Origin of the sequence: endosymbiont of Lamellibrachia barhami, assembly GCF_011947365.2 — a bacterium.
GTDB lineage: Bacteria > Pseudomonadota > Gammaproteobacteria > Chromatiales > Chromatiaceae > QGON01.
This window is the reverse complement of record NZ_JAAVSH020000001.1, coordinates 778,868-786,129: the sequence shown is the minus strand read 5'-3', so window position 1 is coordinate 786,129 and position 7,262 is coordinate 778,868. Positions and strand designations below refer to the sequence as shown.

At 50.1% G+C, this 7,262-nt stretch carries 5 protein-coding genes and 2 rRNA genes (1 of these 7 cut by a window edge); all 7 read right to left on the bottom strand.

What is annotated here, in order from left to right:
• On the bottom strand, positions 1–561 hold a 561-nt coding region (locus G9Q73_RS03480; RefSeq protein ID WP_304956546.1), incomplete at its 3' end, for a hypothetical protein.
• Positions 558–1,304, bottom strand: coding sequence for a type III pantothenate kinase (locus tag G9Q73_RS03475; RefSeq protein WP_177418573.1), 747 nt, complete (start codon positions 1,302–1,304; stop codon positions 558–560). The genes G9Q73_RS03475 and G9Q73_RS03480, both read right to left, overlap by 4 nt.
• Positions 1,301–2,293 (bottom strand): bifunctional biotin--[acetyl-CoA-carboxylase] ligase/biotin operon repressor BirA, encoded by a 993-nt coding sequence (birA, locus tag G9Q73_RS03470; protein ID WP_177418572.1) that lies wholly within the window; start codon positions 2,291–2,293, stop codon positions 1,301–1,303. The genes G9Q73_RS03475 and birA overlap by 4 nt, the downstream gene beginning before the upstream one ends.
• Positions 2,277–4,094, bottom strand: coding sequence for a M61 family metallopeptidase (locus G9Q73_RS03465; protein WP_177418571.1), 1,818 nt, complete (start codon positions 4,092–4,094; stop codon positions 2,277–2,279). Before G9Q73_RS03465 ends, birA begins: the two co-directional genes overlap by 17 nt.
• Complete coding sequence (locus G9Q73_RS03460) at positions 4,091–4,723, bottom strand: hypothetical protein (RefSeq protein ID WP_177418570.1); 633 nt, start codon at positions 4,721–4,723, stop codon at positions 4,091–4,093. The genes G9Q73_RS03465 and G9Q73_RS03460 overlap by 4 nt, the downstream gene beginning before the upstream one ends.
• A gap of 266 nt (positions 4,724–4,989) precedes the next feature.
• A 5S ribosomal RNA gene (rrf, locus tag G9Q73_RS03455) occupies positions 4,990–5,105 on the bottom strand.
• 103 nt (positions 5,106–5,208) lie between these two features.
• Positions 5,209–7,262 (bottom strand): 23S ribosomal RNA (locus G9Q73_RS03450) (it continues 838 nt past the right edge of the window).

Below are 7,262 nucleotides of genomic sequence, written 5' to 3'. Positions count from 1 at the left end.
CTTCAACCGTGTTGTTACGTCCATAGCCAATAGCCTGATGGACAGTGTGTCCACCATGGCACGCTTGGGTAGTGGGCCAATGCTTACACAGGTAGTGGTATCGACGCGTACTTTCTCGGGCTCTTCCGTAGTGGCTATTTCCTCTTCTGGAGGAATAATTGGTTTCGAAACCTGAGGTTCTAAAACTGCAACGGTGGGAGGCTCAGCCTCCTTTTTCTCCTCTTCCAAACCTTTCTCCAGGACGGGTTCGGGCGTCACTTCCCCAGATATCTCCCCACTATCAACCACTATTGTCTGAGCAGGTTCAGGTCTTGGAGTTAAGCTCTCCTCAGAAGTGGGGGGCATTGCAGGTTCTTCTGTAACCTCAACCGGCAGATCGTTCAGGATGCCGGACTTCTGCTCAGATTGTAGTTCAGCCTTTTCCGGCACCTCACTCAGCAGGATCAAGGTTGCAACCCCATCAGCGTTCAGGTGACCGCTCCGGGAAACCTGCTGCTGTGGATAGGCCCAGATGAAGACACCGATATTGGCAAGTAGAAGCAGGAAAAACAGCCATTTCATGCGTTGTCCCTCAGCCCGGAAACTATCGCCACGCCATTGAGGACAAGATTTGGTTCATGCCTTTTTGGCATCAACACCCCATCCAGCAGTTGGCCTGCTGCGCCCCCGGTCAAAAGAGAGAGAACCGGCTGGCCCAGATTTTTACTCAATCTGTCTCTCATTTCATTTATCAGTGACTTTGTTGCGTTGATCCCACCGGAAAGAATAGCCGATGCGGTATCGGTCGCAACAAAGTCTATCAACTCAGCTTCTTCAAGTTTGGAAATCGCCGTACCGCCCAAAAGGCTTTCTTTCATCATCTCGAGACCAGGAATAATCAGGCCACCTAGATGCCTGCCCTCAGCATCCATTGCATCGATTGTGGTTGCCGTTCCACAGTCTACGATAAGGCAGGGCTGATGAGAAATCGCTCTGCCAGCCAATAGCGCCATCCAGCGATCCACCCCGAGTTGTTCCGGCTGATGATATCCATTCACCACACCTGCCTGAGCGCGTCTTGATACAATAAATTTCGATTCGATCAACCAGTTGCGACGTATCCAGCGGGAAACCTCAGCGTCGACCTTCTCACCTGCAACGCTCGAAATCCATACTGATGCAGGCTGCTCTGAATCTTGCCAGCATCGATTCAACCATGCACCTATATCAGCGCCATATGCTTCCCGAATAATTTCACCTCTGCGCAGCCCTTCATGACTACACCATTTAAGGTGGCTGTTTCCAATATCCAGAAGAAGAATCACTGTTCTTCCAATCCCCCGCGTCTGAGGGAAACCTCTCCGGCGTAAAAACGACGCAACTTTCCGTCAATTTCGAGCAGCAATGCACCTGTTTCATCGATGCCACGATGTCGACCTTCGTACTCCCGGGAGGCACTGCTCAAGCTGATAGTTTCTCCTGTCAGCAGATCGTGGCGTTGCCATTCATCGGTAAAGGCAGCAAGTCCTAAGCGCCGGTAGGTCAGTATCACATCAACAAGATTGTCGATCAGCTTGGCAACAATCCGGTTACGGGGGATTTCCTTTTCGTCCGAAATGGAAACAAGATCCACCCACGGCTGATCGATAGCACCGCCGTGTTCGCCAATGCGTGTATTCAGCCCTATCCCTATGGCCACCTGAGAGGGACCGTCAGCTTCACCACTCACCTCAAGCAACAGTCCAGCCAGTTTACGCCCTTCCCACAAAACATCATTGGGCCATTTTAAACCAACGCCCCGATACCCCAGTTCCAGTAAGGTGCGAATAATTGCAATGCCCGCAGCCAGGCTGAGCCCACCGAGTCCCATCGGCCCCGTTTCAAAGCGCCAGAGTAATGATAGATAGATGTTGCTGCCATATGGGGAGATCCACTGCCTGCCATGACGTCCCCTGCCAGCCGACTGCCGTTCAGAGAGGCAGACAGTGCCGGAAGCCGCACCATCGGCACCTTTCTGTATGAGCCATGTGTTGGTTGAATCTATCGCATTGTGTATGTGAATCGTATTGATATGGCGAGATGAAAGCTCTGCCATTGACTGGGTAATTTGCCCTGCATCAAGAAGCTCAATGGGATGAGAGAGGCGGTAACCTTTCCCTCGCACTGAATGAATATTCTGCCCCAGCAGATCCCCTAAAGAGTGGAGATGTTTCCAAACAGCCGCACGACTGATACCCAATGCGCCCGCCAGGGTTTCACCGGAATGAAACCGTCCATCGGACATGGCACGTATCAATCTAGTTTTCGTATCCATTCGATATCAGCCAGTCGGACTGGCGCAGCTGATGCTCTTTCGGCAGGTCAACTGGAAGACAAAAGATGCAGGTATCGGCTGGGGCAGGCATTGGTTGGAGTTCAAACTCCATCATTTCATCACGTCGAAAAACATGTACGGTCACAGATTTGCCAAGTGGACAGTCTGAGATTACCTTTTCGAGTTTCCGGCCATCAACCTTTAAACGATCAACCGCGATGATAATATCACCTGCGGACAGACCAGCAGCCTGCGCTGCGCCGCCATCAAAGACCTGAACCAACTTTGCCTCCACACTCTGAGTCGAAAGACGCGCACCAATTACCGGTTTTGCCGCCTCGCTAGCAGGCATTTCATCCACCACACGTCCATTGTCTGAAGAGGATTGAGCCGGCAGCAGACGCATCTCCACACCAAAGTTTTCTAGCAGATCAGCTACCGGCAGATCGGCCGTTGAACGGGCACCCTGATCAAATAAGTCCGATAGATCTAGACCAGACACTTCGGCGGCAACCGTTTCAAAACCACCTTCTGGCACCCCTTGACCTGTTGCGCCATGCCTGCACCACATCTCACGCATCACATGATCCAATGATTTTTCTCCATCCGTCTGCAAACGGATGTGCAGATCAAGCACAAGCGCGAAGATCGCCCCTTTGGTGTAATAACTGACAATCGCATTAGGGGCGTTTTCGTCCTGCTTGTAGAATTTGGTCCAAGTATCGAAACTGGATTCCTCAAGCGTTTGTTTAAACCTGCCACTAGCCCGCCTGACACGGGTAACCGTTTCTGCGAGTAGTTCAAAGTAGGATTTCCTGTCGATGCATCCACTCCGAACCAAGGCCAGCTCGTCATAATATGACGTAATACCTTCAAATACCCACAATTGGCGAGTGTAAACCTCCTGCGCGGCTCCTTCCTTCTGAAACACCGCAGGCATAATCCTTTTGATATTCCACAGATGAAAATATTCGTGGCTGCAGAGGCCGAGAAGGCGTCGATAGCCTTTGGACATCTCACGCATACCCTGCAACGGAAGGTCGTCCCTGCTTGTTAGCAGACTGGTGGAATTTCGGTGCTCAATACCGCCATAGCCATCACCAACAACTGTGAGAAGAAACAGATAATCGTGGACCGGCAACTCTCCAAACAAACCAACATGTTGGCAACATATTCGCGAAAGATCGGAACATAATCGTTTAAGATCGCATCTTTGTCGACCGCTGATCGCGATGCAGTGGGGCACATCTGAAACTGTAAAACCTGCCTCTGTGACGTCTCCAATTTCGACAGGATGATCCAGCAACTCTTCATAACTTAAAGAGTGATATTGGCCGAATCCCCGTTTATCGACCTCATCCTTTTCCATTGAGGTCACCACTTTCCAGCCATCGTACTGCTGACCTACTGGGCTAAGAATAGTCAACAGGCAAGTTACCTCATCCTGATTACTGACTCCAAGCAGCAGGCTAGATCCGTTGAAATAGGCGTGTGTGGTATCGAGGTGGGCGGCTCTAACAGAGAGGTCCCAAGCATAAACTGTGTAGATTAGCGTAATGGGACCAGTTGCAGGTGCACAGCGCCAACTCTGCTTATCCAACTTCACGACCTGAATAGGTCCCGTCTCATCTGAGGCTTCAAGCGTGATGATATGGCGGGAAAAATCCCTGATCATGTAACTGCCGCGGATCCATGCCGGAAGATAGAACGTCTGCCCGAGCTTGTCAGGCTTCCGGACTCTCAAAGTCACCTCAAAAAGGTGGGCTTCGGGCGACTTCATCACTACCTGATACTCGATCATTGCGCCATCCACGCTGAAACAGCATTCTCAGCCTGAGCATTTACAGGTCTGGCAACCAGGCCAGAGACAGAGGCGGTAACAAGATATTCAGCACCATCTGCCAACGGCATGTAGACCGAACTACCAAAATATGTATCTATCAATCCTGACATATCAACCAGATGATTGGACAAATTTAGCAGCAGGCCGCCACCGGCGGTGAACTCATAAATATTTTTGACAGCTTTATTGGTATCGTTATTTCTTCCAGAAAATCTTTCCAAGCGAACCAAAGGTTCGTTGCCAAACATTATCGTCCAAGGCTTAAATTTCACAAAGCGTGCATCGAGTTGCCATTGATTGGCAGAGAGAATAAATTTTTCATTGTTCGAGTGACTATGTTCTATCCCCACCTGAAAACCCGTTTCTATTTTCTGACTGGTAATCCTCGCAACCTCCATCTCATGTGTGAGTTTCTGATAGGTATAGAGGTTTGTAGCAAAGAGTAGCAGTAAGAATCCAAAAAGCACCAGTGGCAAACCAATCAGACCCGTCACAACTCCGGTCAACAGCCTCTTTTTAAAAAGCGCTCGAAGCCCAAACAAAAGCACGCTTAGACCCGCTATCAATAATGTGAGTGAAATGATCATCAAACTAATAGATCTAATAAACAATATCCAATATTTACATTGTATGTCTGATTCCATTTCAAACATTTTGTTTTAGACAATAAAAAAGGCTATGTATTAGTCAAGTGTTGTTCTAGATCGCCTGTGACATTAACTGCTTGTTTTTGAAGAAAACAGCAATTGAAGGCAGGCTTAAAAATCAAAGGGCTAGAGTATTTCAACAGCTAACTTATACAGAGCCATAAAAAAACCCCGAACCATAAAATGATTCGGGGTTTTGAATAAAAGCCTGGCAGTGACCTACTTTCACATGGGGAGACCCCACACTATCATCGGCGCTAAGTCGTTTCACTTCCGAGTTCGGGATGGGATCGGGTGGTACCAACTCGCTATAGCCGCCAGGCAAACTGGCTCGAAAAGATGAGTTCTCATCCGTTCAAATTTGGTTAGATCGCTTGTAGTGTTGGGTATGCACTCAACCAGCACCCAAAACACTTGGGTGTTATATGGTCAAGCCTCACGGTCAATTAGTACTGGTTAGCTTCACACATTACTGTGCTTCCACACCCAGCCTATCAACGTCATAGTCTTTAACGGACCTACAGGGAACTTAAAGTTCCAGCGAGATCTTATCTTGGGAGGGGCTTCCCGCTTAGATGCTTTCAGCGGTTATCCTGTCCGTACGTAGCTACCCGGCAATGCCACTGGCGTGACAACCGGAACACCAGGGGTACGTCCACTCCGGTCCTCTCGTACTAGGAGCAGCTTCCCTCAAATCTCGAACGCCCACGGCAGATAGGGACCGAACTGTCTCACGACGTTCTAAACCCAGCTCGCGTACCACTTTAAATGGCGAACAGCCATACCCTTGGGACCGACTTCAGCCCCAGGATGTGATGAGCCGACATCGAGGTGCCAAACACCGCCGTCGATATGAACTCTTGGGCGGTATCAGCCTGTTATCCCCGGAGTACCTTTTATCCGTTGAGCGATGGCCCTTCCATACAGAACCACCGGATCACTAAGACCTACTTTCGTACCTGCTCGACTTGTCTGTCTCGCAGTCAAGCACCCTTATGCCTTTGCACTCATTGCGCGATGTCCGACCGCGCTGAGGGTACCTTCGTGCTCCTCCGTTACTCTTTGGGAGGAGACCGCCCCAGTCAAACTACCCACCATACACTGTCCCCAACCCGGATAACGGGTCTAGGTTAGAACTTCAAACATACCAGGGTGGTATTTCAAGGTTGGCTCCACCGAAACTAGCGTCTCGGTTTCGAAGCCTCCCACCTATCCTACACAAATAGGTTCAAAGTCCAGTGCAAAGCTGTAGTAAAGGTTCACGGGGTCTTTCCGTCTAGCCGCGGGTACGCTGCATCTTAACAGCGATTTCAATTTCACTGAGTCTCTGGTGGAGACAGTGTGGCCATCATTACGCCATTCGTGCAGGTCGGAACTTACCCGACAAGGAATTTCGCTACCTTAGGACCGTTATAGTTACGGCCGCCGTTTACCGGGGCTTCGATCAAGAGCTTCGTCCGAAGACTAACCCCATCAATTAACCTTCCGGCACCGGGCAGGCGTCACACCCTATACTTCCTCTTTCGAGTTTGCAGAGTGCTATGTTTTTAATAAACAGTTGCAGCCACCATTTTATTGCAACCCCCTTCTGCTCCGAGAGCAAGTCTCTTCACATACCAGGGGCGTACCTTCTCCCGAAGTTACGGTACAATTTTGCCTAGTTCCTTCACCAGAGTTCTCTCAAGCGCCTTAGAATTTTCATCCCACCCACCTGTGTCGGTTTGGGGTACGGTCTCTTATTACCTGAAGCTTAGAAGATTTTCCTGGAAGTATGGCATCAACCACTTCGCTCAAAAGAGAGCTCGTCATCACGCCTCAGGATTGTGTCCCCGGATTTACCTAAGAACACTCCCTACACGCTTAAACCTGGATAACCAACACCAGGATGATTTAGCCTTCTCCGTCTCTCCATCGCAGTAATAAGAGGTGCAGGAATATTAACCTGCTTCCCATCGATTACGCATTTCTGCCTCACCTTAGGGGCCGACTAACCCTGCACCGATTAGCGTTGTGCAGGAAACCTTGGGTTTTCGGCGAGGGGGCCTCTCACCCCCTTTATCGTTACTCATGTCAGCATTCGCACTTCTGATACCTCCAGCATGCTTTACAACACACCTTCACAGGCTTACAGAACGCTCCTCTACCATGCGTGTAAACACGCATCCGCAGCTTCGGTACATGGCTTAAGCCCCGTTAAATCTTCCGCGCGGGCCGACTCGACTAGTGAGCTATTACGCTTTCTTTAAAGGATGGCTGCTTCTAAGCCAACCTCCTAGCTGTCTATGCCTTCCCACATCGTTTCCCACTGAGCCATGATTTAGGGACCTTAGCTGGCGGTCTGGGTTGTTTCCCTCTTGACGACGGACGTTAGCACCCGCCGTCTGTCTCCCGCGATTGCACTTCCAGGTATTCGGAGTTTGCAACGGTTTGGTAAGCCGGGATGGCCCCCTAGCCGTAACAGTGCTCTACCCCCTGGAGT

Bases quoted from the DNA above. Each gene is read 5' to 3' on its own strand.
- G9Q73_RS03460 (WP_177418570.1), bottom strand. From the start codon at position 4,723: ATGATCATTTCACTCACATTATTGATAGCGGGTCTAAGCGTGCTTTTG.
- G9Q73_RS03465 (WP_177418571.1), bottom strand. From the start codon at position 4,094: ATGATCGAGTATCAGGTAGTGATGAAGTCGCCCGAAGCCCACCTTTTT.
- birA (WP_177418572.1), bottom strand. From the start codon at position 2,293: ATGGATACGAAAACTAGATTGATACGTGCCATGTCCGATGGACGGTTT.